Annotated in this window: 30 protein-coding genes, 1 pseudogene and 1 riboswitch; of the genes and pseudogenes, 13 read left to right on the top strand and 18 right to left on the bottom strand. The window is 38.1% G+C overall.

What is annotated here, in order from left to right; all coding sequences use genetic code 11:
- The first annotated feature begins 332 nt into the window (after window positions 1–332).
- Entirely contained in the window at window positions 333–911 is a 579-nt protein-coding gene (locus IEV74_RS13720) for a hypothetical protein (protein ID WP_188455947.1), read from the top strand.
- 58 nt (window positions 912–969) lie between these two features.
- On the top strand, window positions 970–2,103 hold the full coding sequence (locus IEV74_RS13715; RefSeq protein ID WP_188455946.1) for a conserved virulence factor C family protein: 1,134 nt from the start codon (window positions 970–972) through the stop codon (window positions 2,101–2,103).
- A gap of 51 nt (window positions 2,104–2,154) precedes the next feature.
- Here the strand turns inward: IEV74_RS13715 and IEV74_RS13710 are convergent, their stop codons facing one another.
- Complete coding sequence (locus tag IEV74_RS13710; RefSeq protein ID WP_229683194.1) at window positions 2,155–2,382, bottom strand: group-specific protein; 228 nt, start codon at window positions 2,380–2,382, stop codon at window positions 2,155–2,157.
- A 132-nt stretch (window positions 2,383–2,514) separates the two neighbouring features.
- On the opposite strand from IEV74_RS13710, the gene IEV74_RS13705 reads away from it, so the two are divergent.
- Window positions 2,515–2,952 carry a MarR family winged helix-turn-helix transcriptional regulator gene (locus IEV74_RS13705; protein WP_188455944.1) on the top strand — a complete coding sequence of 146 codons (438 nt, stop codon included), beginning with the start codon at window positions 2,515–2,517 and terminating at the stop codon, window positions 2,950–2,952.
- Complete coding sequence (locus tag IEV74_RS13700; RefSeq protein WP_188455943.1) at window positions 2,952–3,554, top strand: alpha/beta hydrolase; 603 nt, start codon at window positions 2,952–2,954, stop codon at window positions 3,552–3,554. Before IEV74_RS13705 ends, IEV74_RS13700 begins: the two co-directional genes overlap by 1 nt.
- A 153-nt stretch (window positions 3,555–3,707) precedes the next feature.
- Here IEV74_RS13700 and IEV74_RS13695 read toward each other — a convergent pair whose 3' ends face one another.
- The 5 genes from IEV74_RS13695 to IEV74_RS13675 form a co-directional block, all read right to left on the bottom strand.
- On the bottom strand, window positions 3,708–4,184 hold the full coding sequence (locus IEV74_RS13695; protein ID WP_229683193.1) for a GNAT family N-acetyltransferase: 477 nt from the start codon (window positions 4,182–4,184) through the stop codon (window positions 3,708–3,710).
- A 27-nt stretch (window positions 4,185–4,211) separates the two neighbouring features.
- Window positions 4,212–4,691 carry a GNAT family N-acetyltransferase gene (locus IEV74_RS13690; protein ID WP_188455941.1) on the bottom strand — a complete coding sequence of 160 codons (480 nt, stop codon included), beginning with the start codon at window positions 4,689–4,691 and terminating at the stop codon, window positions 4,212–4,214.
- Between the two features lie 24 nt (window positions 4,692–4,715).
- Window positions 4,716–5,216, bottom strand: a complete 501-nt coding sequence (locus IEV74_RS13685) for a GNAT family N-acetyltransferase (RefSeq protein ID WP_188455940.1) — start codon at window positions 5,214–5,216, stop codon at window positions 4,716–4,718.
- 84 nt (window positions 5,217–5,300) lie between these two features.
- Window positions 5,301–6,299, bottom strand: coding sequence for an HAAS signaling domain-containing protein (locus tag IEV74_RS13680; RefSeq protein WP_188455939.1), 999 nt, complete (start codon window positions 6,297–6,299; stop codon window positions 5,301–5,303).
- Window positions 6,286–6,648, bottom strand: a complete 363-nt coding sequence (locus IEV74_RS13675; RefSeq protein ID WP_188455938.1) for a PadR family transcriptional regulator — start codon at window positions 6,646–6,648, stop codon at window positions 6,286–6,288. Before IEV74_RS13675 ends, IEV74_RS13680 begins: the two co-directional genes overlap by 14 nt.
- A gap of 175 nt (window positions 6,649–6,823) precedes the next feature.
- On the opposite strand from IEV74_RS13675, the gene IEV74_RS13670 reads away from it, so the two are divergent.
- Entirely contained in the window at window positions 6,824–7,276 is a 453-nt protein-coding gene (locus IEV74_RS13670) for a YaiI/YqxD family protein (RefSeq protein WP_188455937.1), read from the top strand.
- A gap of 16 nt (window positions 7,277–7,292) precedes the next feature.
- On the opposite strand, the gene IEV74_RS13665 is transcribed toward IEV74_RS13670, so the two are convergent.
- Both IEV74_RS13665 and IEV74_RS13660 read right to left on the bottom strand, forming a co-directional pair.
- Window positions 7,293–7,889: an AAA family ATPase gene (locus tag IEV74_RS13665; RefSeq protein WP_188455936.1), complete on the bottom strand. Its 597-nt coding sequence runs from the start codon at window positions 7,887–7,889 to the stop codon at window positions 7,293–7,295.
- A 51-nt stretch (window positions 7,890–7,940) separates the two neighbouring features.
- Window positions 7,941–8,410: pseudogene (locus IEV74_RS13660) on the bottom strand (acyl-CoA thioesterase).
- Between the two features lie 118 nt (window positions 8,411–8,528).
- A riboswitch (cobalamin riboswitch) is annotated at window positions 8,529–8,707 on the bottom strand.
- 235 nt (window positions 8,708–8,942) lie between these two features.
- Here IEV74_RS13660 and IEV74_RS13655 point away from each other — a divergent pair.
- Together IEV74_RS13655 and IEV74_RS13650 are read left to right on the top strand one after the other, a co-directional pair.
- A complete protein-coding gene (locus tag IEV74_RS13655; RefSeq protein WP_188455935.1) occupies window positions 8,943–9,515 on the top strand; it encodes a DUF2087 domain-containing protein in 573 nt (190 codons plus the stop codon).
- 69 nt (window positions 9,516–9,584) lie between these two features.
- Window positions 9,585–10,805 (top strand): MFS transporter, encoded by a 1,221-nt coding sequence (locus tag IEV74_RS13650; protein ID WP_188455934.1) that lies wholly within the window; start codon window positions 9,585–9,587, stop codon window positions 10,803–10,805.
- 12 nt (window positions 10,806–10,817) lie between these two features.
- On the opposite strand, the gene IEV74_RS13645 is transcribed toward IEV74_RS13650, so the two are convergent.
- The 4 genes from IEV74_RS13645 to IEV74_RS13630 are packed head-to-tail and all read right to left on the bottom strand — an operon-like array spanning window position 10,818 to window position 13,560.
- The gene (locus IEV74_RS13645) at window positions 10,818–11,549 is read right to left on the bottom strand and encodes a hypothetical protein (RefSeq protein WP_188455933.1); all 732 of its coding nucleotides are present in this window, start codon (window positions 11,547–11,549) and stop codon (window positions 10,818–10,820) included.
- Window positions 11,546–12,292, bottom strand: a complete 747-nt coding sequence (locus IEV74_RS13640; protein WP_188455932.1) for a hypothetical protein — start codon at window positions 12,290–12,292, stop codon at window positions 11,546–11,548. Before IEV74_RS13640 ends, IEV74_RS13645 begins: the two co-directional genes overlap by 4 nt.
- A 27-nt stretch (window positions 12,293–12,319) precedes the next feature.
- Window positions 12,320–13,177 carry an ATP-binding cassette domain-containing protein gene (locus IEV74_RS13635; RefSeq protein ID WP_308418999.1) on the bottom strand — a complete coding sequence of 286 codons (858 nt, stop codon included), beginning with the start codon at window positions 13,175–13,177 and terminating at the stop codon, window positions 12,320–12,322.
- A complete protein-coding gene (locus IEV74_RS13630) occupies window positions 13,174–13,560 on the bottom strand; it encodes a GntR family transcriptional regulator (protein ID WP_188455931.1) in 387 nt (128 codons plus the stop codon). The genes IEV74_RS13635 and IEV74_RS13630 overlap by 4 nt, the downstream gene beginning before the upstream one ends.
- Window positions 13,561–13,832: 272 nt before the next feature.
- Between IEV74_RS13630 and IEV74_RS13625 the strand changes: the two genes are divergently transcribed.
- On the top strand, window positions 13,833–14,657 hold the full coding sequence (locus IEV74_RS13625; RefSeq protein WP_188455930.1) for a GNAT family N-acetyltransferase: 825 nt from the start codon (window positions 13,833–13,835) through the stop codon (window positions 14,655–14,657).
- Window positions 14,658–14,692: 35 nt separating this feature from the next.
- Here IEV74_RS13625 and IEV74_RS13620 read toward each other — a convergent pair whose 3' ends face one another.
- The 4 genes from IEV74_RS13620 to IEV74_RS13605 form a co-directional block, all read right to left on the bottom strand.
- The gene (locus IEV74_RS13620; RefSeq protein WP_188455929.1) at window positions 14,693–15,061 is read right to left on the bottom strand and encodes a VOC family protein; all 369 of its coding nucleotides are present in this window, start codon (window positions 15,059–15,061) and stop codon (window positions 14,693–14,695) included.
- Window positions 15,062–15,155: 94 nt separating this feature from the next.
- On the bottom strand, window positions 15,156–16,568 hold the full coding sequence (locus tag IEV74_RS13615) for a glycoside hydrolase family 18 protein (protein ID WP_188455928.1): 1,413 nt from the start codon (window positions 16,566–16,568) through the stop codon (window positions 15,156–15,158).
- Between the two features lie 169 nt (window positions 16,569–16,737).
- The gene (locus IEV74_RS13610; protein WP_188455927.1) at window positions 16,738–18,171 is read right to left on the bottom strand and encodes an aldehyde dehydrogenase family protein; all 1,434 of its coding nucleotides are present in this window, start codon (window positions 18,169–18,171) and stop codon (window positions 16,738–16,740) included.
- 18 nt (window positions 18,172–18,189) lie between these two features.
- Entirely contained in the window at window positions 18,190–19,824 is a 1,635-nt protein-coding gene (locus IEV74_RS13605) for an acetolactate synthase large subunit (protein ID WP_188455926.1), read from the bottom strand.
- A 115-nt stretch (window positions 19,825–19,939) separates the two neighbouring features.
- Between IEV74_RS13605 and IEV74_RS13600 the strand changes: the two genes are divergently transcribed.
- From IEV74_RS13600 to IEV74_RS13590, 3 genes are all read left to right on the top strand, one after another.
- Complete coding sequence (locus tag IEV74_RS13600; protein WP_188455925.1) at window positions 19,940–20,146, top strand: CDGSH iron-sulfur domain-containing protein; 207 nt, start codon at window positions 19,940–19,942, stop codon at window positions 20,144–20,146.
- A 119-nt stretch (window positions 20,147–20,265) separates the two neighbouring features.
- Window positions 20,266–21,036, top strand: a complete 771-nt coding sequence (locus IEV74_RS13595) for a DUF3891 family protein (protein WP_188455924.1) — start codon at window positions 20,266–20,268, stop codon at window positions 21,034–21,036.
- 293 nt (window positions 21,037–21,329) lie between these two features.
- Window positions 21,330–22,097, top strand: coding sequence for a TerC family protein (locus IEV74_RS13590; RefSeq protein ID WP_188455923.1), 768 nt, complete (start codon window positions 21,330–21,332; stop codon window positions 22,095–22,097).
- Window positions 22,098–22,132: 35 nt separating this feature from the next.
- On the opposite strand, the gene IEV74_RS19885 is transcribed toward IEV74_RS13590, so the two are convergent.
- Window positions 22,133–22,267, bottom strand: coding sequence for a hypothetical protein (locus IEV74_RS19885; protein ID WP_268233841.1), 135 nt, complete (start codon window positions 22,265–22,267; stop codon window positions 22,133–22,135).
- A 258-nt stretch (window positions 22,268–22,525) separates the two neighbouring features.
- Between IEV74_RS19885 and IEV74_RS13585 the strand changes: the two genes are divergently transcribed.
- A complete protein-coding gene (locus IEV74_RS13585) occupies window positions 22,526–22,804 on the top strand; it encodes a PadR family transcriptional regulator (protein WP_373284358.1) in 279 nt (92 codons plus the stop codon).
- A 10-nt stretch (window positions 22,805–22,814) separates the two neighbouring features.
- Window positions 22,815–23,495, top strand: coding sequence for a pentapeptide repeat-containing protein (locus IEV74_RS13580; RefSeq protein ID WP_229683192.1), 681 nt, complete (start codon window positions 22,815–22,817; stop codon window positions 23,493–23,495).
- Window positions 23,496–23,704: 209 nt separating this feature from the next.
- Here the strand turns inward: IEV74_RS13580 and IEV74_RS13575 are convergent, their stop codons facing one another.
- Entirely contained in the window at window positions 23,705–24,406 is a 702-nt protein-coding gene (locus tag IEV74_RS13575) for a MerR family transcriptional regulator (RefSeq protein WP_188455920.1), read from the bottom strand.
- Between the last annotated feature and the right edge of the window lie 49 nt (window positions 24,407–24,455).

Raw genomic sequence — 24,455 nt, 5'->3', positions numbered from 1 at the left:
TAAAAACACCCCTTCTGATAATAATTCTAAATTTTATTGACCTGCACCTTAACTAATTTATTTATCATATAAACCGCCTCCTTTATAGTTTGATATTATCACATTTTCCGTCTAACTAAGAGATTATTTTTTATTTTCTATCATTTTAATACTCAGATACGTCCTAAGGCTTACTAATAATTATTGCTAAGGGTGCTTATACAGCCAAAAATTTCCCGTTATGATAAAGAGGAAATTAAGGCATTCTTAAGATTCTCTTAACAATTCCTTATGTTTCACTCATTATACTTTGTACATATGTGAAAATTTGGCATTAACAGGAGAGGGTTAATATGGGGGATGAAAAAGTATATATACTTCTGACCGACACAGGAACAATTTTTACTAGAATGATAAAGTTCTATACAAAAAAGCCATACAATCATGCATCCATTTCTTTTGATTCAAAATTAGATGAAGTATACAGTTTTGGAAGAAAAAATGTTAATAACCCTTTTATAGGCGGATTTGTCATAGAAAATATTAAAGAAAGCATATTTAAAGAAGCGACATGCGCCGTTTTTTGCTGCCCAATTACAGGATTGCAAAAACGTAAAATGGGTCAGTTTATTCAAAAGATTAAACAAAATGAGCATCTTTATCATTATAATTTTCTAGGGTTATTTGCCGTTATCCTAAATAAACAACTAAGAAGAGAGAATGCTTTCTTTTGTTCACAATTTGTTGCATCTGTATTAAAAGAATCTGATACGATTAATTTCTCGAAACCCCTTTCACTTATAACCCCGCATGATTTGCAGGAGTCACCAGGCTTTCAATTAGTTTATAAAGGTAAGCTTCGTAATTATTTATCTGAATCGGACCAAGAAACTTGCGGTATACACACTTCCAAGGAGGCAATTTCTATGTGATAATCCCTTCAAACTTTGTTATAATCAGTCATAGCATCAATTTAATGGGGTGATAGAAGTGAAAATTGTCTCAATCGAACCAACGCCAAGTCCGTACTCTATGAAAATCAACCTGGATGAACAATTGGCTGATGGTAAAACAGAAAATTATAAACTTGATGACGATCTTAGTACTGCACCTAGTTATATACTAGAGTTGTTTAATATAAATGGAGTAAAAGGTATTTATCGGGTAATAAACTTTATCGCACTTGAACGTAATCCACGTGTGGCATGGGAAGAAATATTGCCAGATGTACGCAATGTTTTGGGTTCTAGAGAGGATTCTTCAGAGGAATTTTCAAATGCACCCGCAGCGGCAGATGAACACTTTGGGGAAATTAAGGTTTTCATCCAAACGTTTCGAAACATCCCTATGCAGGTAAAATTGGAAGACGGGGAATCAGAACAACGATTTGGGTTACCGGAAAGATTTATGAATGCAACAATGGAAGCATCTGTGGCATCTGATAATATGCTAATGGAAAGGAAATGGGTGGAACAAAACCCGCGCTACGGTGATGTAGATGAAATAGGTCAGGAGATTGTTGAGGAATTAGCTGCAAGTTACGATTCCGAAAGACTTTCCATGCTGGTAAAACTTGCCGCTGAAAATGACCTGTCCCAAGAACCAAAAACAGGGAAAAAGGTTACATTAGACATGCTTGATAACCCCAGCTGGAAGGATCGTTATGCCGCCTTGGATCGAATGGACCCAACAATAGATGACTTGCCTGTACTCGATAAAGCACTAGATGATGAAAAAGCTTCCATCCGAAGACTCGCTACCGCCTACCTTGGAATGATAGAAGAACCTGAAGTACTCCCCTTTTTATATAAAGCTTTGAAAGATAAAGCGGTAAATGTCCGACGTACTGCAGGTGATTGTTTATCAGATCTCGGTTTTAAACAAGCTATTCCGGAAATGATACATGCACTGGGAGATTCAAGCCGTCTTGTTCGCTGGCGCGCTGCCATGTATTTGTATGAGGCAGGGGACGAAACTGCTGTACCCGCCTTGAAACAGGCTATGGAAGACCCGGAATTTGAGGTACGCATGCAAGTGAAAATGGCATTAGCAAGAATAGAAGGCGGAGAAGAAGCAAAGGGTTCGATTTGGCATCAAATGACCGAGGCAACTAAACAGAAATAGAATGAACTACCATCTGGCATGAACCAAATGGTAGTTTTTTAATTCATTCTCTTAACTTATAAGCGAATCCAATTGCATGTTTCTATCTTGTTGTTCACTTTTCGATGCTAAATCATACTTTTTTAGCAGATGAAAAATTTTGTTTAATGTATCCTGGCTAAGCTCAGTTTGTAAAAACCGTTGCAGCTTTTCATTTAATTCAATTGGTAAGAATGCTTTTTGACTAGTAAGCTTTGTTTTAACATCTTCGTGTGAATGATCAATATTACATATTCCCACTTGTATCACCTCTTTTTTAAAACTGTCTTTATCATAGTATATCATCTACTAGTTGACACATATCATAATAACCATTAAAATTATTCTTAATTCAAAATACCTTAATTCATGGTAAAGTACGGAGGTGACATTATGAGTGAAAATTTATCATTAAAAGCTTTTGTTGTCCTGATGAAATCTGCCAAATCTGTTGAAGAGAGAATTAAAAAGGATATTAAAAGTTATGGTTTAAGCACAACAGAATTTGCCATTTTAGAGGCATTATACCATAAAGGCAACCTAACCGTTCAGCAAATATGCGACGCAGTGCTTATAAATAGCGGGTCCATCACCTACGTAATCGATAAACTGCAAAAGAGAGATTTACTGGGGCGTACTGCCTGCAGTGAAGACAGACGGGTTGTTTACGTACAAATAACGACACAGGGAAAGAACATGATGGATGAAATTTTTCCAAAGCATCGAAAGGTAATCGAAACAATATTTGAAGATATAAGCACCAAGGAGCAACAGGCCATGATTGACACGTTGAAAAGAATTGGCTTAAAAAAAGAAAAGGAGAAAAAATAATGAAGCATATTTTCAAAAAAGGAAACGATCCGTTGAAACCAACATTGCTATTACTGCACGGTACAGGTGGAACCGAACGGGATCTTCTACCACTTGCAGAGAAAATTGACAAGGATGCAGCTATTTTAAGCGTGCGTGGAAACGTTCTTGAAAATGGTATGCCGCGATTTTTCAAACGTTTAGCTGAAGGGGTTTTTGACGAAGAGGACTTAATTTTCCGCACGAATGAATTAAATGAATTTCTAAATGAGGCGGCAAATGAAAATGGCTTCGACAGGGAAAATATTATAGCAATTGGGTATTCCAACGGAGCAAATATCGCAGCAAGTTTGTTATTTCATTATCAAAATGCATTAAGCGGAGCAATTCTGCACCATCCAATGGTTCCAAGGAGTAACATGGCTTTACCTGATCTTTCGGGTAAAAACATATTCATCGCCGCCGGTACAAATGATCCTATTTGTCCGCCTGAAGAGTCTAAAGATCTATATTCATTATTGGAACAGGCTAAAGCGAATTTAGAACTTCATTGGGAAAACAAAGGACATCAGTTAACATATGCTGAAGTAGAAGCTGCCGCTGAGTGGTATCGAAATAAATAGTTCTTGGAAAAAGGAAACTGATTTTTCAGCTTCCTTTTTCCGAGTAAAATCATACCGTTTTTGGAGCAGTTTTATCTAATTATCTTACAGTACCAACTGATCTCCCGAGTGAAGACACTGCTTCGTGTTCGCAACGTTTGTGCTGCACCTTTATTAGTCAACACCTACAACCTCGCTTCTTCTTTCCAAAATGGCAACATCACGCCAAATCCCATTGAGTTTCCCAATTCGCTCCTGTCTTCCAGCTAATTTAAAGCCGAAATTAGTATGAAGCTTTATACTGTGAGCGTTTTCCGGAAAAATACCTGATCGCAATGTCCAAAATCCATTCCTTTCACTCGTTTCGATTAATACTTTGAGCAGTTTACTGCCAATCCCCTTACCGGAACTATCTTGACGAATATAAATGCTAACCTCTGCCACACCTGCATACGCACTTCTATTCGATACAGGACTTAATGCTGCCCACCCTGCTACTTTACCATCTTCGCGCGCAACTAATCTGCATTGTGCTACATGTCCTTCGTTCCATTCTTCCCAATTCGGTGCTTTTTTTTCAAACGTTGCATTCCCAGAATTTATACCTTCTATATAAATATCACGTACCTGCTCCCAATCTGAATCTAGCATATTATCTATTAAAACCATTTATATCACCTATATCACTTTATGTGTTTTCTCTAATACTAGTTTAAAAACCTCTTCACCGCCAAAAATTTGACCAGTGGCTTCAAAACCTTGGCTCTTATACAGATTTTTTGCTACATAATTATCTGGAAATACAGTCAAACGTACTTCTTCACATTGAGGAAATCTATTCTGAATCCACTTGATCATTTCTATCATTGCACACTTTCCATAACCTCTGCCCTGATATTTTTCATCAATAATAAAACCGTTTATCCAGTAAGAATCAGTTGTTATTTCCTCATAGGCATGCATCAAAAATCCTACCATTAAGTCATTAACATAAATAGCAAATGGGATATATTCCACACCTTCTCCATCTGGTTTAATGTAGACCTTGGCTAGTGACACTGCCGGAGTTGGGACAAATCCCTGCTGCTGTTTACCTACCTTTAAAGATAAAGCTTCTTCCCAATTATCCCTAGTAACAATTCTCAAGTCCACTTTCATTTTCCGTTTCTCCCTTTTGGTATCCTAATTATTTATCCAAAATCTCCGCTTAACCGTTCCATCTGAATCGGTATAACTTTCATCTTCAACTCCACTGTTATGAAGAATTACTTTTGCAGAACCAATATTATCCTCATCACACGTCACAAGCACCTGATTAATATTTAACTCTGTACATTTTTTTAGTGCTTCCGACAGAATTAATGTCGCATATCCTTTTTTCCGTTCAGATGGCCTTGTACTATAGCCAATGTGACCGCCGACATTTCGCAAAAAGTCATTCAGCTTATGACGAATATCAACCATCCCAACAATACGGTCATTATTCGTAATCAAAAAATAACTCGTGCTTGGCAGCCACTTTTCATTGCCCGCTTCCCTTAATGCTAGTGCCTGCAAATATGCTTGATAAGTAACATGACCTGACAAATCAAAACTGCTCGGCACCATTCTGGATGGTCCCCATTCCTTTACATAGCCTTTATGTTCCACTTCCCACTCTAATGATGGTCGGACTAAGCGCATACTTATCCCCCATTTCAAAATAGAATAACACGTTATTGATTATAATTAATCATAATCAATAACATGTTAATTGAAAATACCTTTTTACTTACTTTTGCGAATTTTAATGAATCCATCAATAGCATCCCATATTAAGCCAATCACTAAAACAATGACAATCCAAAATGTGGACTGTTCCCAAATCCTGCTAACTGTCTCGTATGTCTCACTGCCTTCAGAAAGCAGGCCAGCTTGAGTTAACTGAAGCATGAATTCCGGGTTCCAAAATTCAGGTCCATTAATCATAATTACCACAGCTATTAATGAAACCAAATTAGTCAGGGCGGTAAAAATGACTAGTTTAAACGTCCACTTCCCATAAACAAGTTTTAAACATTCCTTTATTATTCCAAAGCCTAATATGAGAATAAACAAGTAAGTACCATACGTTTCCTCGTTTAAAAAAGGAATAACACCAGAAAATTCATCATCATAAACCCAGATACCGAAATATTCATTGGAAATGGCAAGAACCATGATTAACAATGTGTAAAATACAATCCCTGCTATTGGTTCATAGCGTTTAATTTGTCGTTTTTCATCCGGGATGGGTGCCAGTTTTGATGGATTCCATTCCTTATCAATTTGTAAATTTTTCGAGTTGAACCCTCCAGCATATTCTCCGATCGCAAACCCAAATGTAGTCCATCCGAATGCTGTTGGAATCGCGGTAACAAATGAAACAATAAATTCGACGAAATGATCCAGTATAGAAATTGGATCCATAATTATTTGGATAATAAATCCTATACTTAACGCTGCAGCAACTGAAATCAAAACAATCTTTAATACCATCATGTACGAATCATAGATTTCTGGACCAATTAAATATTTTTTTGTTCCACGGTATTTTTGTGCCAAATGTCTCGGATTTCCCAATTCAATTAACACTTGTTCAACATCTATATCAGTAATTTTTCTGCCCTCAGTACGTTCCTCTAACATATCTTCAATGAGACTGCGAAGCTCTTCAGCAATGTCCTGCCTTTGCTCAGGCGGCAGTTTTTGAGTTACCGCATAAATATACCTTTCAATCATCTCCATTTCCCTTTCCTCCCTTTTCATCAATTAAATGATTTAAACTTGAAACAATATCTCTCCACTCAACACAAAGCTGTTCATACACTTCTTTTCCTGTTGAACTTAATAAATAATACTTTCGGGGACGTGCCTCTTTGGTGTCCCACTTACTGTCCAATAACCCTTGCTTTTCCAACCTTCTGAGCAGCGGATATAGTGTACCAGGCTCGACATCTACTCCTTTTTCCCCTAATAAAGAAACAAGGGAATAACCATACTGAGGTTCCGACAATTGACTCAGTACACCAATCGTGATTGTTCCACGCCGCAATTCCTGCATTAATTTATCAATTTGTTCGTTTGCATCGCTCATGTTTATCAACTCCTGTTTTCATTATAGTGTATATCGCACACTATTGTAAAGTGCATATTATTATATATCGCATTTTATTTTAATTAAAAATGCTCCAGGATTGATAACCCTAGAGCTGACACAGTATTTCTGCTATTATTATCACTAACAAATAATTTCAGGAGAGATAAAATCATTGAAAATTTACGTAGATGCGGACGCCTGTCCAGTAAAAGATACCATCATTTCTATAGCAAAGGATTTCCGGATTCCAGTTATTCTTGTGAAAAGCTTTGCCCATTTTTCCAATACAGAACAGCCACCAGGTGTAGAAACAATTTATGTTGACTCTGATGCGGAGGCTGCAGATTATCGGATTATGCAATTAGCCAAAAAAAATGATATTATTATCACACAGGATTATGGTCTTGCTTCATTGGGATTAGCAAAGGGATGTGCAGTCCTTCATCACAAAGGATTTAGCTATACGAATGAAAACATTGATCAGCTTTTGCAATCACGCTATGCAAGTGCCATGGCTAGAAAAAGCGGCAAACGCACAAAAGGACCAAAGGCGTTCACCGTTGAAGATGAGAAAAAGTTTAGAGAGCTTTTTATAAAAACAATTCATGATATGGAAAGATTATAGGAAAGAAAAGCGAATATTATTTAAACAACCCAACTTCTTTCAGACTAGTTTGAAGTCTATCCAAAAATTTCTTCAATTTGGTCCGTCGATCCGGAAGCAATTCAATACCAGTTAACATTCCAATAGTTTTTACAACCTCTTCTATTCTCATTGTGTCGGTTTGAATATGCTCCTGGAATTTATCTTTTGATAACCGTTGCATTCGTTTCTCAGCCTGCTGATAAGCCCAGGAATTTTTCCCTTCAAGTCTTTTTCGCAGCCGTTTTTGAATTGTTTGCATTGATGCGGATAATGTAAAATGCTTTATCTCAACCCCATTTTCTCTCAACCTACCAATTATTTCTTCAAAAAAGTCCTCGCTTGTAAGTGTCATAGGCACAATAATAATTCCATCGTATTCCTCAGAAATCTGCTTTAATAATTTAAAGTTTGCTTCTCGCCATAGGGGGTAATCCTGAAAATCATCCATTGAAATATCTGGAGGTACATTCCGCATTAATACATATCCGAATCTTTCCGGATCATATACAAATGAATTTGTTAATCTCTTTTGCAGTTCATAGGCAGTAGTGGTTTTACCCACTCCAAAAGTTCCGTTAATCCATATAATCAAAACATCATCCCTTTGCCTAAAGGTTAGCCATCTTCCCTATTATAATTTATTTCACCTTATCTTTGTTCGTCTTTCACGATTTTCCTTTCTCGAAGGTGCTGTCATATATAACCTCTTTTCCTCTTTCGTTTTTGGATATCTTTTGGTACCGGTATTGGTTTTCCCGCCTTATTTACCGCTACCATCGTGAGAAAGGATTCTGTTGTAAGTCTTTCTTCATTTTTTATTAAGTCATGTGCAGTCACTTTCACATAAATCTCCATCGAGCTTGTCCCTGTATAGGTTACAATTGCCTCTAAAGTCAAAGAATCCCCAACTTTTGCTGAAGACAAAAAGTCAACCGAATCAATGGATGCAGTCACTACAGCACTTTTAGCATGCTTCATTGCAGTTAAGGCCGCAATCTCATCAATATAAGCCAGCACCTTTCCACCAAAAATTGTATTCAAATGGTTTGTATCTGGTGGCAGTACTAAACGGGTTTGAACAGTTTTAGAATCCTGTATAGCTATTTTTTCCACTATTAGTTCCTCCTTAAAAGTAAAAAAACATCTCCCAAAAAGAAGATGTTAAAAAATGCACACGAAAAAGTCTTTCAAAATCCGATTAACGCGTTCATCCTCCTATCTCCCGTAGGATTAAATGCACTTCCTTATGGCAGGTTTCCTGGCTGGGAATCATCAAATTCTTTTCCTTCCCGTCTCATTTCGAAACAGTGGCTATAAAGAATTCTCCTCGTTACAGTGGCGGGACCGCGTTGGAATTGCACCAACTTCCCTTTTCAACTTTTAAAAGTCACCATAAGGCAAAAATATTTAACTTTTTTTAGTATACCATTATTTATTGGCACCCGCTTATTAGCTTAATCGTGACATGTTGCACATTGGCGGTTTTTATCAGTGAAATTAGACTTTTATCAGCGCATTCGAAGCTTTTATCGGCGGTTTCCGTATTTTATCGGCAACTATAAGTTATCTATCAGCGAACTCTCCTATTGTCATAACTATCTAATTAGATTATAATCTAATTAGATGATTAATGGAGGGTACCTATATGCAGCTGAATCGGATTGTTAATTTTCACAAAACCATTGGAGACAAGACAAGAATTCAAATCATTGCCCTTTTAAAAGATGGTCCACTTCACGGGCAAGCAATCGCTGGAAAACTGGGACTGACACCACCTACTATCTCCTACCATATTACAAAGCTGCGAGAGAATGATATCATTTTTCAGCGGCGGGATAAAAATACAATTTACTTTCATTTAAATGAAAAAAAGCTTGAATTAATGGCTCAAGCAATTCTAATGATAGGGGGAGAAAAAGAATTGGATCCATTCAAAGTTGACGATGTAGAAAAATATAAAGTCATTCAGAACTTTCTTGATGCAGATGGGAAGTTAAAAACAATCCCCGCACAACGCAAGAAAAAGCTTATCATTCTAGAGCACCTTGTAAAGGGATTAGAAAAAGGCAGAACATATAGTGAAATAGAGATCAATGAACATATAAAGCAATTTCACGAGGATTATGCAACGATTAGAAGAGAATTTATTATATGCCAATTTATGTTCAGACAAAACGGAGAATATGAATTGAATCCAAAAGAAATGTGGCTGATCTAGTCAGTCATTTTTTTAGCAATCTAATTAGATATTTATTAAATTAGATGAATTTAAAAGCAGGTGAATTAAATGACCAATTGGACTGTTTGGAAACAAGAAAAAAATTATCAAAAGCTTTTCTTTTCTGGCATTGTTAATGGAATAGGAAATCGATTTACCCAGGTGGCCATACTTACACTGCTCTATCAGATTACCGGGTCAGGTGTTGCAATTGGGCTTCTCTTTGCAATCCGTATGGCACCATTTTTGCTTCTTGCACCAGTGGGAGGAATGCTGGCAGATCGATTTTCAAAGAAAAAAATTTTAATTACGATAGACTTGCTTAGGGTCCCATTTGCATTGTCTCCTGTACTTGTTCAAGGTCCCGAACACTTATGGATTGTATATGTTGGCGCTTTTTGCCTTGCAGCAGGAGAAGCATTATACGTACCAACAAGAATGTCTTCCATTCCGGCATTGGTAAAAAATGATCGGCTATTATATGTTAATGCCATTGAACAAATTATGGTGGGTGTGGTTCTAGTTGCGGGGTCAAGCACCGGGGGGATTATTTCTTATTTGTTTGGATTAGATGTACCGTTTATTTTGGATGGGATATCATTTCTTATTTCAGCGCTTTTGTTATGGCAGCTTAGGATTTCAGAACCTGATGATACTGTGCCTCAATTAGTAAGCAAAACTAAATCATCATGGAAACTTATTATTAGTTCATCCGCTCTTATTATCTTTATCATTATTAGTCTTACAATGCCTATTGCAAATGGGGTAGACAATGTTTTGATGAGTGTGTATGCACTTGATGTCTTTAAGATGGGTGATTTGGGAGTTGGCTTGATCTACGCTTTTCTTGGTTTAGGTTTTATAGTCAGCTCATTTTTTTCAAATATGCTTAAGCGAAAACTAGTGCCGCTTATTGTTATTTTTATAGCACTTGAAGGCAGTGGACATATTTTGCTTAGTGCTGTCCCAAACTTTGTGACGGCACTTCTGACAGTTCTGTTTATTACCTTTGTTGGAGGAATTAGTAACATTTGCCTGAGTACGTTAACGATGAAAATAGTGCCAAGATCAAAGCAAGGTACATTCTTTGGCTTAACTGAAATGCTTTCAAATACTGCTTTGGGGGTATCAATGGGAGCAGCAGGGTTTCTGTTGGAAGTATTTGACCCGCGGAATTTAAGTTTACTCGCAGGAATGACGTATATCCTTTTTACCGGGGTTTATGCAGCAATGTTCTTGAAGGTAGATTTAGTAAAAGAAAAAAGGAAGTTAGCGGGACAGAGGGACTGACCCTCTGCCCCATCAGTTCATTTCACCGATATAGTTGACATTCATCTCGGTACTAAATTTCAGTTCTAATCCATTAGGAACTCGGATTAAAATAATCTGCTCTCCTAAATTGATATGGTCGTCCCACCAGTTCTCACCAGTAAATTGAGTATATGGGAACTCTTTTTTAAATAATGAAAAGTCAATTTCAGTTTGTTCAGGATTGTGAATTGTCATTACATTTGAACGCATTTCGATTTGCGGAATGGGAAGCTGTGTAACCTTCCTTCCAAAAACTGCAACCGGGGTTTGATAATACATTGCTTCAATGGTATTCTTCAGTTCAGTTTTGTCATCCACAAATAGGTTAACATCAAACATACCTTCCTGATTCGGCAGTCCCTTCAACGTAATTTGTTCACCCTTGTATACATAACTCTTCTTTTCCTTAATGTACTTGTCATAACTTGCGGGGATATTCCCTTCTAAGAAGGATTCAAATAAGTACCTGCTATCTTCATTGCCAATTTGCTCATGAACAGCAGATTCCCCTTCAGATGGAATAAAAAAATACACTCCCGCCGAAATAATTAAAACTGAAACATAAATGGCAAACATGATTTGGACTCGTTTCACAAAATTTAGTTGAGTCCCTTTCATCATTCGCTGGTTCTTATGTCTGCCATATCGCATGATAATAAAAATAATTAAACCGATAATGGCGGCCATTAGCACGATTGGAAGAATTTGAATTAGTTCGCTCATCGTTTAACCTCCATTCGATTGGAGATGATGATTGATCCCGAAAACAACAATCCAGCTGAAACAATAACCTTGCATAGTAATAATAAAAAAGATGTTTCCTGGAAGTAAATTGCCGTTAAGTCCAATAAAAGGTAATCATTTGAAAGAGAGCCTTGAGCAATTAAGAACCCGATGATTATAACAGGAACTAAAACTACCAGTGATTTATGAAGCTGCACGACCGTTCCAATAAAATAACCAAGGGAGCTAAGCAGTAAAATGAACATGATGGTTGCTCCAAGCCCCATAAACATCTCCTGGACATTCGAAACATTACCATAATAGATAACAGTTGAATCAAACACAAAATACCTGATCACCCGAATAAAACAGCCTGCCAATATCGCGGTAATCCCTCCAATAACACTACCCGAAACTAAAAAAAGCATGTTCGATACATTACTGCTTAGACGATTTGTAATAAGCACAAAATCATCTTCCCGGTATGCCTTTGTCGTGATAATAATCGCACTGATAAAGCCCCAGATGATTGTAAATCCAATTACTGTGTCCCCAGAATAGTAATCCACGTTTATACTGATCCAGGAATTGCTGCTTCCTCGCCCGCCAGTTGCCCCCAAGGAAATAAGAATCGCCAAAACCTGGAGCATCATAAGGGAGTTAAACATACCAATATATGACCTTAGTTTATACTTATACTGTTTCCTTATAACACTAGCCATACTAGGCGTGGTTAAAGACATCGTCAATTCCCCCTTTTCTTTTATCTGTTAGGTACAGGCACAAATCGTTTGGTGATACTGATGATATTCCACACCCGAATCCCTTAATTTTTCAATTTGTTTTGAAGACAGATCTTTTTTCAGAACAACACTATACGAATGGTTCCCTTCACCGTTTGTTCGATACAATACATCTTGATCAGCGACTAAACCAGTAATTATTTCCTTATCACCACTTAGACCAATTGCAGTTTCTTTCAGTTCCTCTATTGGAGTATGAAAGTATTTCTCCCCATTTTCAATCAGAATAACATCCTCCAGCAAATCCTCTATTTCATCTAAATAATGACTCGATAGAATGATAGAGCGAGGGTGGGCAAGATAATCCTTTAGAAGCGCTCGGTAAAAATCCTTCCGTACTGCAGCATCCATTCCGGTTGTCGGTTCATCAAATATGGTAAGAGGACAATGTGCGGAAATACCTACAATCATATTAAATGTACTTTTGTTCCCCTTTGATAAGTTATTATGTACCTGCCTTGAATCAAAGGAAAAATAGTTAAAAAGTTTAAGCGCAAGTTCCATGTCCCAGTTCGGATAAAAGTTCCCCGCTTCTTCAAGAACCTGTTTTAACGTTAACGCTGTGGGAAAATTCATTTGATCGTCAATGAATATTGTATTTGCGGAAACGGAAAGATTATTAAATGGCTTATTTGAAAAAACCTTAACCTCACCGGCTGTCTCCCGCCAATACCCTGCAATTATTTTTAATAAAGTTGTTTTACCAGCGCCATTTCTTCCTATCAAACCAGTAATTTTGTTTTCTGTAATCGTTAAGGAAAGGTTATTTAGCGCTTTTCTTGATCCATGATTTTTGATTAAAGCATGACATTCGATAACATTCACGTTGCATCCCCCTTACGTTCCTTATTGATTGTCTTAATCATGTCAATCAGTTCATTTTCACTTACATCCAAACGTTCTGACTCCAAAACAACCTCCTGAATAAGCCCTTTAAGTGTTTGATTTTTTCGTTTATCCAGGATGAGTTCCTTAGCATCATTTGAAACAAACTTGCCAAGGCCCCTTTTGTTATAAAGGATATTTTCTTCATAAAGTATATTTAATCCCTTGGCCGCAGTAGCGGGGTTAATGTTAAACAACTCCGCAAGCTTGTATTGAGAATAGACCTTTTCATCTTTAGTAAAATTTCCGTTTAAAATTTCCGTTTCAATCCATTCGGAGATTTGTATATATATCGGTTTCGAACCATCCGCATTAATGAACAAACTTGCAACCTCCTTCAAGGGGATTAGTGCATTAGTGTTGTAATGTACTATATTACATAATATTAGAAAAAGCAATGAAAATTACCTGAAAGTATGAAACCTAAATTTGCTGTAGAATTTTTATGTTAAACTAAATGTAACAAGGCTGATGTATGTAGTCTCGCTAGGAGGGCAGCTATTTTGTACGGGGCACGGTGCTATTTGAAAGGAAATATAAACGAATCGATTTCAGAATTATCAAAATATTAATGACATGGAAATGAGGAATAGCTATGCCCACCAGAAAACAGCTAGCAGAAATTAAAAAGCTTCAGCATATTTGCGAATCACACGAGGCTATCCAGCTGAAACTAAACTGGGATATGCTTAGAACACGTGAGGAAAATGAGAATGCGGATTTTTTTCATTATAAAAATGGAGAACTAGTTGGATTCCTGGGACTCTATGGGTTTGGAAACAAAATAGAGCTATGCGGCATGGTACACCCCCAATTTAGAAGAAAGGGTATATTCTCAAACCTTCTAGCGAATTCCATGAAAATTATATCCAAGCTTAATTACACAACTATCTTATTAAATGCACCCTCAGAGTCAGCTACAGCTAAAGCTTTCCTGGAAAAGTTCCCGTGCGAATATGCAATCACTGAATACCAGATGAAATGGTCAGCAGCCGATCTTAATCTTAATCGAGATGTTACATTAAGAAAGGCTGAACTAGCTGATTTTGATACAGAGATTCAATTAGATGTTCAATGCTTTGGATTTTGCGAAACAGATGCAAAACAATACAATGAACGGACCAAGCACGATGAGACACAGCAATTTTATATGATCGACTATCATGAAAACACAGTTGGCAAGTTGCGCATCGGACACATAGATGGTGAAGCATGGATTTACGGATTTGCCGTCCTCCCGCAATTTCAAGGTATGGGTATTGGACGAAAAGCATTGAGTAATTCTGTAATCGAGGAAAACCGAAATGGGTATCCGATTTTTCTGGAGGTTGAAGCTAAAAATTTGCACGCCCTAAGACTCTATGAATCTTGTGGATTTAAAACATTTCATTCGCAGGATTACTATATTTTGAAAAAGTGACGAGGCGGATTCGGATTCCTCGTCACTTTTCATTTTTACCAGTCTTGACACACCATCAGCATATTTCCATCAGGATCCTTAAATACAAACCATTGATTATGCTTAATTTCTGTAACCAATTCCACACCATTATCCTTCATAAATTGATAGGATGCGTTTATATCATCCGTTCCAAACTGGATTGCTGGGACATTTAATACAGCAAGCCCGCCATTGTCATTGCGCCACTTCGGCATTGTATCCAACACCATTCCCGTACCATGCATATCCACTGCAAACAGATGGTCAAAAATCACTTCCCCATCTTCTAATCCCAGCATTTTTGAGTACCATTCTTTTGCTTTTTCGATGTCTTTTACAGGTATAAAAATAGTATTAATCTTGTTTTTTATTGGACTGTTCATTCTGGCCCTCCCTTACTATCATATATTTCAATATACCTATTATAAATTCCTTCATAAAGAACAAAATTAATTCAGTTTAAGGGAAGTTTTTCTCTTACCACTTTCTAACTCTAAAGTTATCCTGGAGAACCGGCCAATTTTGCGGAAATGGATTCCCCAACACCCAGTAGCTGCCACCTCTTAAACCGTATTCCTTCATGGTATCGTATTTGGCTTGCATACTTCGTGCATCCTCAAACCACACTTCATGCCCCTGACCCTCTTCATCAACATAGCGGAAGAAAGGTGCCTGTGAGGTATTGTCATATTGAATAGCCACACCATATCTTCCCGCAAGCTCAACTGCCTCTTGTGGACTGATCGTCCTGGCAAGTGTCCCTTCAACCCAAGGGATCTCCCAGTCACGTCCGTACAATGGAATTCCCATCACGATTTTATTACGCGGAATTACCGTAATCGCATAATCCAGGACATCACGGACTTTATTAATTGGCGCTATTGCCCTTGGTCTTCCGCCAGCCCAGCCCCACTCATAGGTCATCAATATAATAAAGTCAACAATTTCTCCCTGTGCAGCGTAATCGTGCGCTTCATACAACAATCCCTCCTGCTCACCTGTTTCCTTAGGTGCCAGGGCTGTGGATACACTTAATCCCTCAGGATGCAGCCTCCCGACGACACGGCGCAAAAAGTTATTGTAATTCTCCCGATCTTCTGGGTAAACATATTCAAAGTCAATATTTAATCCTGTGTAGCCTTTTGTACGAATTTCTTCTAATATGTTTGTAATTAGCGTATCCTGCAAATCTGGATTTCGCAAAATAGCTGCTGCTAAATCTGAATTGAAACCTCCTTCCTGGAAATTTGTAATAACAAGAAGCGGTGAGGTATTAGTGGCTCTGGACGCTTCTAATAATGGGTACTCTTGCATTTCTGTAATACTTCCATCTGCTGTAATGCTGTACATAAACGGCGAAAGATAGGTTAAATGCCTGCCCACAGTTAACACTTCTTGACCTCCCTGCTCATTAATCTGCGTTGAATATGCATTAATTTCCGTAATTGGCTTTAACGCTGCTGGAATTCTTAATGTTTGACCCGGATATATAAAGGAAGGATTCGTGATATTGTTAGCCTGTTGAATTCGATTAACCGTTACCCCATAATTCCGTGCAATAGTCCACAACGTCTCACCTGCTTGAACAAGGTGATTTGAATATGGCAGTTCCAGCATATCACCAACAAAAATGAGTGCCGGATTCGAAATATTATTAACCGCTGCAAGTTCTTCGGCTGATACACCAAACCTGTTAGCAATGGCCCATAAATTGTCACCTGCTTGAACAACATATTCACGATTTAATTCTGGAATGACTAGTGACTGACCAACTACAAGCATATTAGGGTTCTGAAGCTCATTCGCTAATATAATTTGATTGAGATCAGCACCATAATTCCGTGCAATTTGCCATAACGATTCTCCACGCCCCACTACATGTATTTGCATTTCTATTCTCTCCCATTTTTAAGCTATATCTATACTATTCTTTAGGTGTTTGTCCTGTTCTGAATCCGGAAAATAGATAACGTCACCAGGCAATCAGCGTTTATAAACGTTTATTCGGCAAACAAAAAGGTATCTCCACTTGCATTTGGAGATACCTCTTATCAACAGCTTATTCATCGCTCGTCTTAATACTAATAAACTTCTCCTCCATCATTTCATTCATTGCGTATTTAACACCTTCTCTTCCAACACCACTATCCTTCCAGCCGCCGTATGGCATATTATCAATCCGGTATGTCGGTATGTCATTGATAATAACGCCACCTGTTTCAAGCCGTTCAGCCGCGTAAAATGCACGTTCCAAACTTGGGGATATAAACCCTGAGTTCAATCCATACCGGGAGTCATTGGCATCCTCAATTGCTTCATCTAACGTATCAAATGGGAAAATGCAGACAATTGGACCGAACACTTCATTTCGAAACACTTTTGAATCACGGTTGACATTTGTAAGTACAGCAGGTTTCATTACATTGCCTTTAACCTTACCGCCACATTCAAGTTTAGCACCCTCCTGCACCGCCTCTTCCAGCCATTCTTGCAAACGTTCCAATGACTTTTTGGAAATAACAGCTGTAATATTCGTCTTTTCATCCATTGGGGACCCCGCTACAAGCTGTTTCGTACGGGCGACAAACCGTTCTAAAAACGCTTCGTATAGTGATTGATGGACGTAAATTCGCTGAATCGAAATACACACCTGACCATTATAGGAAAAAGCCCCCATCACACTGCGTTCAATAATTTTATCGATGTCCACTCCTTCATCGATAATAAAAGGGGAGTTTGATCCAAGTTCAAGTGTTAATTTACGAAAACCTGCCTGCTGCTGGATAAGATGCCCTACCTCAACACTCCCCGTAAATGTCACTTTTTTGACATGTGGGTGAGTTGTTAATGCTTCGCTCAGAACATCCCCTTTACCAGGAATTATGTTTAGTACTCCATCGGGAAGTCCCGCTTCTTTAAAAACCTCTGCAAGAAATAGTGAACTCAATGGAGTTTGTTCAGCAGGTTTTAGTACAATTGAATTTCCCGCTGCAATTGCAGGACCAACTTTATGTGCAACTAGATTAAATGGAAAATTAAAAGGAGTTATTGCCGTAACCACGCCAAGTGGAGTTCGTTTTGTAAATCCAAAACGGTTTTCCCCTCCTTCAGCGGCATCCATCGGAATTCGTTCACCATAATTACTTTTTGCCGCTTCTGCTGAGAAACGGTATGTCTGTACGGTTCGGCTAATTTCCTCCCGCGCATTGCGAATTGACTTCGCTCCTTCAAGTGCAATAATTTTTGCACATTCTTCACTGCGCTCTTCCATAATTGTTGCTGCTTTTGCTAGTATTTTGGCACGGGCGTGGGCTGGATAATCCCTGAACTTTTGAAAAGCAGCATGCGCTTCGACAATTGCCTCTATTGCATCTGCTGGCTCAGCCTGCCCGATTTGCGTCAATTCTTCTTCCGTATGGGGGTTATTTAACGGTTCATATGATTTTGCTTCACGCCATTTTCCGCCAATCCATAATTGCCACTTTTTCTTCATCTGATTTTCCTCCTTACACTACAATTTGCATATATAATCGCCAAGTGTTTTCGACAGCTCTACATTTTCCGAATAATCGACGTCAACATCGACTAAAACAATATCATCACTAGCAAGCGCTTCCTCCAAAGCGGGTAATAATTCATCTGAATGCTTTACCTTAATTCCTTTAGCTCCAAAGCTTTTGGCAAACTCCAAGAAATCTGGATCAGTAAATTCAATAGCATTTGACCGATCATATTTGTTCAATTGCTTCCACTCTATCAATCCATATTTAGCATCGTGGAAAATGACTATTACTATGGCTACCCCAAGGCGTTTTGCAGTTGCTAATTCAACCCCATTCATAAGAAACCCTCCATCGCCAGTAACCGCTATAACTGGCTTCCGGGGATTGGCAAGTTTAGCTGCAATTGCACCTGGAACAGCGATGCCCATCGATGCCCAGCCGTTGGAAATAAGCGTATGATTTGGCTTTTCCGGCTGGTACATACGGGCAACCCACATTTTATGTGCACCTACATCTGAGATAACAATAGCTTCACCTTTCTCTGCCTTTTTTATATCTGCAATAATCCGCTGTGGTTTCACAGGACTTCCTGACACTTCGTCTGACGTATGCAGCTTTTCTACAAGCTGGGATTTTAACTGCTTTACCTCTGGCCAAAGCACCTTTTTGTCAACGTAAGAATCTAAGGCCTTTAATGCTTCTTTTACATCCCCTACCACCTCTGCTTCAAGGGGGTAATAGACATCAATTTCAGCTGGCTGCGTATCAATGTGAACAATTGGATTCATCGCTTCATCATTCCAATATTTTGGCAAATACTCGACAAAATCATATCCAACCGTAATGATGACATCCGCCTGGTCAAAACCGCACAATACATAATCCTTTGCTTGCATTCCGACTGTATACAATGTCAGTGGATGGTCAGACGGTAAAACACCTTTTGCCATAAATGTGTTTACAACAGGAATGTTTTTTGCCTCAGCAAATTGCCGTAATGCATCTGATGCACCATCACGAATTACACCATTACCCGCAAGCAGAATCGGTCGCTTAGCACGATTGATCAATTGAGCAGCCTTTTTAACCTCAGCTTCAGCTGGACTAGATATAGGCAACGGTGTAACAGGAAGTGGTTCACCATCTGTATCCATCATCGCAATATCTTCCGGTAATTCAATGTGAACAGCACCTGGTTTATCAAGAACTGACTTTTTAAACGCTTTACGAATAATTTCCGGAATAGTGTGAGCAACCCTAATTTGCTGGCTCCATTTCGTTATTTCCTCGAACATTCCTACAATGTCAACATATTGGTGGGACTCTTTATGAATACGTTCAAGACCAGCTTGACCTGTAATAGCGACAACGGGTGAGTAATCCAAATAAGCATCACCTATTCCAGTCATAAGGTTAGTCGCACCCGGACCGAGAGTTGCCAAACAAACACCTGGTTTTCCAGTTAATCTTCCATAGACATCCGCCATAAATGCGGCAGCCTGCTCATGGTGTACAACGACAAATTCAATATCAGAGCCAATTAATGAATCAATCAGATCCGTATTCTCCTCCCCTGGAATACCAAAAATATACTTAACACCTTCATTCTCTAAACACTGTACAAACAAATCCGAAGCTTTCACCACTTCGCCTCCTTTAGTGCCCGTTATTTCTCGATTTGTTGCCTGAATAAAGCGCAAGACACGTTTTTGTTTATTATGGATAAGTTGGTACAAAATATGTACAGGAGGTGATATGATGGCTGACTCAACTATCAAAGTGAGTGACAATGGTCCTTATGTTGTGACTGGGTCATACGAGGTAGTGGATGCAGAAGGAAACACTTTTAAAACGAAAAAGGTGGTTTCCCTGTGTCGCTGCGGGCATTCCTCCAACAAACCTTTTTGTGATGGTACACACAAGGAAATAGATTTCGACAGCGCACCACGTGCAGATAATAGTTAATCCAGACTCCCTAAATAATCCTAACCGCCATTCCAAAAAAGATTGGCGGTTAAATAATTTGTCTTCCTTTTTTTTTCTCGTATACTTTAGTTAAGTTCAATAAAAAAGGATGACTTAGTATGATTATCAGAGAACGTCAAAATGGATTTGTCATGATAGAACAGGATAACCATGCAGCTATTTCCGGTCAGCTGATAACAAATTGGAAGGATTCACTTTTCGAAGGACATGAATTTAGGAAATCTGTAGAATATGCCATTTATAAGCATGATTGTGGATGGGTTCCATTTGACAAAGAACCCTTTTGGAACGATTACCAGCAAGCCCCTTACTCATTTGTCGATTTTCCAACTTTACCAAAGCTTGTATTTTATAAAAACGGAATCGATGAAGTGGAATATGCTGATACCTATGCTGCGCTTTTATCCAGCAACCATTACATGCAGTTTCTATTACATGACAACTCACCGGAAGGACAAAAGTTTGTACAGCAGGAAAAAGACCGTCAGAAAAAAATAATCCATACATTAACGAATTTTGATCAAAGCTTATTTGAATTTCATTATGGGCTGCTAAAATTATGCGATAATGTATCATTATATATTTGTTTAAATGAACCGGAATCGTCAACGGAAACCACGCATCATTTCTTTAAAGATGGTGTACCAATTCCATCTACTCTGCCTATTTACGATGACTACAATTTAAAATTGCATTGGAAAGATGCTGGGACAATAGAAATGAGCAAGTTCCCTTTTAAAGCACCAATTACGATTAGGCTGAAACAAAAGATTTTAACAAAAGATATTATTACAAGATATGGGCTATTAAAAAGCTATCAGAACAGTCATTTTCAGGAAATTAAAATACGTCTAGTTCCTGCAGAATGAATAAATCACACTATCAAACAAAAAATAATACAGGGAAAGGTACTCACCATTGCTTAATATTGACATATGATTAATAAAATGATTAAATAATAATAGAATTTCAAAGGGGAGTAGCTTTAACAGTATAGTCGTCATTACAGAGTGTTCGTTTGACTCTCGGCTTTACTGGCAACTTACGGTGTTGTTAGCAAGACCTTTGCCAATGATGGTAAAGGTCTTATTATAATTTAGAGGCCTTTACCACATTGATTGGTAAAAGCCTCTATTTTTTATTTTGGAAGGGAGTATTCTACGTGGAATCAATTTGGCTAGAATATGGATGGACATTATTAATACTAATTGGACTAGAGGGTATTTTGTCTGCTGACAACGCACTCGTTCTGGCAGTTATAGCAAAACACCTGCCAGATGACCAAAAAAAGAAAGCAATCAATTACGGTATTATTGGGGCATTTGTTTTTAGATTTGCTGCCCTTTTTGCGATATCCTTTATAGCAAATGTATGGCAGGTACAGGCAATCGGTGCAGCATATTTGATTTATTTAGGCTTAAAGCATGTAATCGGAAATGTCTTCGGTTCAGATAAGGATGAAAAGGATGATGTGGAGGAGGAATCCGCTGGTAAAGGCTTCTGGCCAACAGTAGCCAAAATCGGTTTAGCGGACCTTGCCTTCGCGATCGATTCAATTCTTGCAGCTGTGGCACTTGCTATCGTGCTGCCACCAACCGATCTGCCGCAATTTGGCGGAATGGATGGCGGACAATTCCTAATCGTCGTGATCGCAGGAATTGCTGGTTTAATTTTAATTAAATTCGCTGCTAACTGGTTTGTTAAACTTCTTGATGACAGGCCAGGTCTTGAAACAACCGCTTATTTGATCGTTGCATGGGTTGGGGTCAAACTCGCTGTTATTACACTAAGTCATGTAGAAATCTTACCAAAAGACTTTCCGCATAGTACCGGATGGACACTTACCTTCTGGGGAGTCCTTCTTGCAATCGCCATTATCGGGTGGTTTGTTTCAGGTAAAACTGGTCCAAAAAAAGATACAAATAATTAATCCTATCTCTGAACATCCTAACATGATCTTTCTTGTTAGGATGTTCTTTTCTTTCTGAACAAATTGAATTTGTTCGCTCTATTGATCTTTTTCCTTCCGTATGTCATCTTTTTAATCCTTTCAATACGTGCTTCCGAAATGCTTCTAATCAATTCTTCATTAAATCCCATCGAAAATTCCTCCCATTCTTAACTTCCTTACAATTGTTATGATATATCGAAATAAACTCCCAGTCGTCGGCTTCCTGACCGAAATTCACGTACAAAAAAGCCCCACCCTCAAAGTAGAACTCCTACGACTCCAGACTGATTTTATACATCATTCATCATATTACCTTTACTGTCACAGTATTATGTTATATGCAAGGAGATGATGAATTGATTCAGGGAAAACTATCGTCCGACCTTCTTCGCGGGCATACTGACACCATGATTTTAAATCTTTTGCTTAGCGGAGATAAATATGGCTATCAAATTACAAAGCTAATTTACGCAAATTCAGGTGAAAATTATGAATTAAAAGAAGCAACAATGTACTCAAGCCTTAAACGTCTGGAAAAGGAAGGAAATATCACTTCCTATTGGGGTGATGCCAATCAAGGCGGGCGAAGAAAATATTACAAAATTACCCCAATCGGCGAAAAAACGTATAAGCAAAATAAAAGAAACTGGGAGCAGGCAAAATTTATTCTGGAAAAACTGCTCTAAGGAAGGAAAGGTGAACAAGAACGAACAACTAAAGGCGTATGTCCACACTATTTTTGCACCTTATCAGGATATAAAGAGTGCAAATGAATTTGAGGAAGAACTATTGCAAAATTTGTTAGAGAAATATAGCGAGCATAAACAAAATGGTTATAGTGACCAAGATGCATACCAAATGACAATAGATTCTGTCGGAGATGTATCAGAGCTTATTGATACACTGAACCTTTCGTACAATGAGCTAGAGGAAGCGATTCAAATGAATTTTTCCAAACAGCGCTTAACAGATTCAGACTTCCAATCTGTTTCCGTCCATGATGGCAAATTTAATTACAGTAATTTAAAACGCTCCGATTTCAGTAATTCTGATTTAAAAAATAGTACCTTTAAAGGCAGTGATTTAACGGAATGCACATTTGAAAACGCCAATTTGACCAAAACATTATTTAGAAATTCAAATTTAAACAAAGTTACCTTTAACAATTGTATTTATGTTGGGACTTATTTTAAAAGATGTAATTTAACTGGTCTGGTTTTTGACGGTGAAACCTTCAGGTCAAATGTCCAATTCCGTGGAAACGATCTAAAAAAGGCCGATTTTAATGGAGCGACGATGGATCAGCTAACATACAACTTTCTAAAGGCTTCTGACGCTGATCTCAGCAATGTAATAATTCATAAAGGAGGATTATAAGTATGGGCTTGCCAACAGCACTAATAGTTTGTACCGCAATTATTTGTGTGACTGTATTTATAACCGTTGTAACTGTTAAAGGAATGGATATGGGAGATTAGACTATTGGCACCTTTCCGATTATGGAAGGGTGTTTTCTAATTTTCGCAAATTTTATTTCTGCAATTATGGTCAGGCATTTATATAGGGGAGTGATTTTCCTTGTCATATTACTTTTGCCTGCCTGCTATTTCACAAAGTTTATATAAATAATACTGACCACGGAGCTGTTCCTTAATCAAATTATCCATATGGAATAAGGAATCCCTGACTATTTTTATTGCGTGTGAAATACTATTATGGTCCACTTCCTTAAGGACATTTCGAACAATATCAAGGGAATATACCGCGGTCCTTAATGTACGGATGATCAGCAATTTGCGCAAATCACTTTGACTGTACATCCTGTATCCATTTCCCTGATCGCGCTTGGGTACAATTAATCTTTCTTTCTCCCAATGCCGTAATGTCGAGTTAGTCACCCCAATTTCTTCTGCCGCTTCTTTTATCGTATACCATTTCTTGTCATTTCGGGCGTCAAACTTTTCTAACTCTTCATGACTAAGTACCTTCATTGCCTGCTCAGCCTTTTGTTTCTCTTTAAATAAATTCACCTGTACATTATTAACAATCCAAAGTGCATCAGCAACTTTGTTTTCATGGATTAATGGCATAACCTTCCGGACTACTTCCATCCCAAACCCTGTACTCATTGATCGAATACATTCAAAATATGCTGCATGCACTTCCGTATATATTCGATATCCATTTGCTGCACGCTCGGCTTTTGGGACGATTCCCCATGATTCATAATGCCGTAATGCACTTGTACTAATATTTAATTTTCGTGCAATATCAATCGGTTTAATCATTGGAATTCCTCCTTAATAGCAGTTTAAAACATTATTAAAAAAGATTAAA

The sequence above is a fragment of the Virgibacillus oceani genome (assembly GCF_014638995.1).
GTDB classification, from domain to species: Bacteria; Bacillota; Bacilli; order Bacillales; family Amphibacillaceae; genus Virgibacillus_E; species Virgibacillus_E oceani.
The sequence above is the reverse complement of the archived record's forward strand: the minus strand, read 5'-3'. Positions and strand labels throughout refer to the sequence as shown.

Bases quoted from the DNA above. Each gene is read 5' to 3' on its own strand.
- IEV74_RS13720 (WP_188455947.1), top strand. From the start codon at position 333: ATGGGGGATGAAAAAGTATATATACTTCTGACCGACACAGGAACAATT.
- IEV74_RS13705 (WP_188455944.1), top strand. From the start codon at position 2,515: ATGAGTGAAAATTTATCATTAAAAGCTTTTGTTGTCCTGATGAAATCT.
- IEV74_RS13700 (WP_188455943.1), top strand. From the start codon at position 2,952: ATGAAGCATATTTTCAAAAAAGGAAACGATCCGTTGAAACCAACATTG.
- IEV74_RS13695 (WP_229683193.1), bottom strand. From the start codon at position 4,184: ATGCTAGATTCAGATTGGGAGCAGGTACGTGATATTTATATAGAAGGT.
- IEV74_RS13690 (WP_188455941.1), bottom strand. From the start codon at position 4,691: ATGAAAGTGGACTTGAGAATTGTTACTAGGGATAATTGGGAAGAAGCT.
- IEV74_RS13685 (WP_188455940.1), bottom strand. From the start codon at position 5,216: ATGCGCTTAGTCCGACCATCATTAGAGTGGGAAGTGGAACATAAAGGC.
- IEV74_RS13680 (WP_188455939.1), bottom strand. From the start codon at position 6,299: ATGGAGATGATTGAAAGGTATATTTATGCGGTAACTCAAAAACTGCCG.
- IEV74_RS13675 (WP_188455938.1), bottom strand. From the start codon at position 6,648: ATGAGCGATGCAAACGAACAAATTGATAAATTAATGCAGGAATTGCGG.
- IEV74_RS13655 (WP_188455935.1), top strand. From the start codon at position 8,943: ATGCAGCTGAATCGGATTGTTAATTTTCACAAAACCATTGGAGACAAG.
- IEV74_RS13650 (WP_188455934.1), top strand. From the start codon at position 9,585: ATGACCAATTGGACTGTTTGGAAACAAGAAAAAAATTATCAAAAGCTT.
- IEV74_RS13645 (WP_188455933.1), bottom strand. From the start codon at position 11,549: ATGAGCGAACTAATTCAAATTCTTCCAATCGTGCTAATGGCCGCCATT.
- IEV74_RS13640 (WP_188455932.1), bottom strand. From the start codon at position 12,292: ATGTCTTTAACCACGCCTAGTATGGCTAGTGTTATAAGGAAACAGTAT.
- IEV74_RS13625 (WP_188455930.1), top strand. From the start codon at position 13,833: ATGCCCACCAGAAAACAGCTAGCAGAAATTAAAAAGCTTCAGCATATT.
- IEV74_RS13620 (WP_188455929.1), bottom strand. From the start codon at position 15,061: ATGAACAGTCCAATAAAAAACAAGATTAATACTATTTTTATACCTGTA.
- IEV74_RS13615 (WP_188455928.1), bottom strand. From the start codon at position 16,568: ATGCAAATACATGTAGTGGGGCGTGGAGAATCGTTATGGCAAATTGCA.
- IEV74_RS13610 (WP_188455927.1), bottom strand. From the start codon at position 18,171: ATGAAGAAAAAGTGGCAATTATGGATTGGCGGAAAATGGCGTGAAGCA.
- IEV74_RS13600 (WP_188455925.1), top strand. From the start codon at position 19,940: ATGGCTGACTCAACTATCAAAGTGAGTGACAATGGTCCTTATGTTGTG.
- IEV74_RS13595 (WP_188455924.1), top strand. From the start codon at position 20,266: ATGATTATCAGAGAACGTCAAAATGGATTTGTCATGATAGAACAGGAT.
- IEV74_RS19885 (WP_268233841.1), bottom strand. From the start codon at position 22,267: ATGGGATTTAATGAAGAATTGATTAGAAGCATTTCGGAAGCACGTATT.
- IEV74_RS13585 (WP_373284358.1), top strand. From the start codon at position 22,526: ATGATTTTAAATCTTTTGCTTAGCGGAGATAAATATGGCTATCAAATT.
- IEV74_RS13575 (WP_188455920.1), bottom strand. From the start codon at position 24,406: ATGATTAAACCGATTGATATTGCACGAAAATTAAATATTAGTACAAGT.